This is a genomic window from Ramlibacter sp. (assembly GCF_035706265.1).
Lineage (GTDB): Bacteria > Pseudomonadota > Gammaproteobacteria > Burkholderiales > Burkholderiaceae_C > Ramlibacter.
Window position 1 is genome coordinate 1 of the sequence record NZ_DASSVG010000600.1, and the last position, 2,547, is coordinate 2,547.

General features: G+C 68.8%; 4 protein-coding genes. 1 reads left to right on the top strand and 3 read right to left on the bottom strand.

Annotation, left to right across the window (positions count from 1 at the left end; translation table 11 throughout):
- Positions 1-98 (top strand): helix-turn-helix domain-containing protein (locus tag VFM98_RS21410; RefSeq protein WP_325111918.1); only part of this gene is annotated, 98 nt, incomplete at its 5' end.
- A 10-nt stretch (positions 99-108) separates the two neighbouring features.
- Here VFM98_RS21410 and VFM98_RS21415 read toward each other — a convergent pair.
- From VFM98_RS21415 to VFM98_RS21425, 3 genes are all read right to left on the bottom strand, one after another.
- Positions 109-651, bottom strand: coding sequence for a hypothetical protein (locus VFM98_RS21415; protein ID WP_325111915.1), 543 nt, complete (start codon positions 649-651; stop codon positions 109-111).
- Between the two features lie 22 nt (positions 652-673).
- Complete coding sequence (locus tag VFM98_RS21420) at positions 674-1,732, bottom strand: poly(3-hydroxybutyrate) depolymerase (protein WP_325111916.1); 1,059 nt, start codon at positions 1,730-1,732, stop codon at positions 674-676.
- Positions 1,733-1,907: 175 nt separating this feature from the next.
- Positions 1,908-2,547, bottom strand: a 640-nt coding sequence (locus VFM98_RS21425; RefSeq protein WP_325111917.1) for a citrate/2-methylcitrate synthase, incomplete at its 5' end; no start/stop codon positions are given.

Below are 2,547 nucleotides of genomic sequence, written 5' to 3' on the forward strand. Positions count from 1 at the left end.
TGGCCGAGACCGGCTTCAACATCTCCGAAACCGCCCGCCGCCTCGGCATGCACCGCCGCACCCTGGCGCGCAAGCTGGAGAAGCAGCGGGTGAAGTGAGCGCCGCCAGCTACACCCCCACCGTCCCCAGCTTCCGCGCGACCCAGTAGCCGTAATCCACCTGCACCGTATCCTGCAGGTCCACCAGGTCGGTCCCCTGGGCCTTCAGCAAGTCGCCGAACTGCGCGCCCAGGTTGTAGAACTGTTCCATGTGCTCGGAGAGCGTGTCCGCGCGCCGCAGCTGCGCGAGCTCCTCCAGCCAGATGGTCCATGCCTGCCACCAGCCCTGCTGCAGCTCCAGCAGGCGCTGGACGACCGCTGCCTGCAGCTCCAGGGCCTCGGCGCCGGTGTCGGCCTGCGCGAGCTGGGGCAGCAGCGCCACGCTGGCGCCCGCATTGCGCGCCGCGCGCAGCAGCGATTCCATCAGCAGCAGGCCGAAGGAGTGGGTCCGCAGCAGCGCCGCCGCGGGCGCCCTGGCGGCGGGAACGGCGGGCACCGCCTCCTGCGCGGGCGCGGCCGTGACCAGCGCCAGCGTGCGGGTGCGTGCGCCGGCCGGCGCGCGGGAACCCTGCGGGCGGGTGGGCGTGACCGGGCGCGACTTGAGCATCTTCATGGTGTTTCCTCCTGCATGGGGCTCAGCCGCCCAGGCGTTCGAGCATGGCGTGGATCGCCTTGATCTGGATGGCGTTGCGCGAGTAGTAGTCGGGGGCTTCGTGGTCCTCGCTGGTGTAGCCCCACCAGTCCCAGCAGCCGTCCGGGTTCTGCGTGGCCCCGTCGTCGAAGCCCTCGGCCTGCGGGTACAGCACGATGATGTCGTTGGCGTCCGCGATCTCGTTGTAGCCCGTGCTGGTGAAGTAGCGGTTGCCGTAGGGCGGCTGGTTGGCGCTGTCCGGCCGGCCATTGACGTACTCGACGTAGTTGTAGCCTTGCTTGCAGCCATGCAGCGCGATGTGCACGCGCGCCGGCGCCCCCTCGGCCACCGCACGCGGCACGTAGGCGTAGCCGAATGCGCTCATGCTGGCGCGCTTCTCGCCGCCGAAGAACTCGGTCTGGTCGAAGCGCACCAGCGTTCCGCCGGCATGCGCCACCGGGTCCTTCAGGTCCGGGTAGATGTGCCGCAGGATCGCATGCGATTGCCAGAACGGGCCGCGGTTGATGTAGGGCGGCTGGTTCAGAGGCAGCGGCGAATCCTCTGGGTTGCGCGTGACGATCGCGTGGCCGGCGTCCTGCGTGTTGTCGTATGCCAGGTCGCGCACGCCCAGGCTCCGGTAGAAGCGTTCGGTGCGCGAGACGACCTTGGACGACACGACGCGGTCCTTGCGGCCGCTGAAGATGTCGACGCGGTCGTCGGCGAGGTTGTCCAGGTCGTCGATCAGCCCGTCGGCGGCGGTCTGCCGCGCCAGCGCCACGAGGTGGTCGGCATCGGGTGCCGTCGCCTCGGTGAGCGGGTTCATGCAGATGAACAACGCGCCCTGCACGTACGCGTCCTCGGCGATCGCGGCGGCGCCGCGCCACGACTCGGCGCAGCGGTAGGGGCCGCCGGCGATCACCCCGGCGCCGGCGAAGCTGGCCGAATGCGCGAGGTGCAGTTGCACCGTCATGAAAGCCCCGGAGGACAGGCCCGACACCGAGCTTTCGCCGCGCCGTACCTTGTAGCTCCCGAGCTGTACCACCTCCGGCTCGATCCTGGCCATCGCGAACCCTCCCTTTGTGCGTTGCAACAATTCTGGGGAAGCGCAGGGGCAGCGTCAACGACGGCGACTGCCGGCCGTCGGGGCCAAGACCGGGAGTTTGCGCTGGATCAGCGAGGCGAAGGCAGCAAGAGAAAAGGCCCGCGAAGCGGGCCTTTGCACGAGGAGCGGAGTGCGTTCAGCGCTGCGCGATCGGCTTCACGTCGCGCTTGGTCGAGCCGGTGAACAGCTGGCGCGGGCGGCCGATCTTGTACTCGGGATCGCCGATCATCTCGTTCAGCTGCGCGATCCAGCCGACCGTGCGGGCCAGCGAGAAGATCGCCGTGAACAGGCTCACCGGGATGCCGATGGCGCGCTGCACGATGCCGGAATAGAAGTCGACGTTCGGGTACAGCTTGCGGGAGACGAAGTACTCGTCTTCCAGCGCCACCTTCTCCAGCGCCATGGCCAGCTTGAACAGCGGGTCGTTGCCCAGGCCCAGCTCGCCCAGCACTTCCTTGCAGGTTTCCTGCATCAGCTTGGCGCGCGGGTCGTAGTTCTTGTACACGCGGTGGCCGAAGCCCATCAGCTTGACGCCGCTGTTCTTGTCCTTGACCTTGGCGACGAACTCGCCGATCTTGGCCACGCCGCCCATCTGCTGGATCTCCTCCAGCATGTTCAGGCAGGCCTCGTTGGCACCGCCGTGCGCCGGGCCCCACAGGCAGGCCACGCCGGCCGCGATGGCGGCGAACGGGTTGGTGCCGGAAGAGCCGCACAGGCGCACCGTGGAGGTGGAGGCGTTCTGCTCGTGGTCGGCGTGCAGGATGAAGATGCGGTCC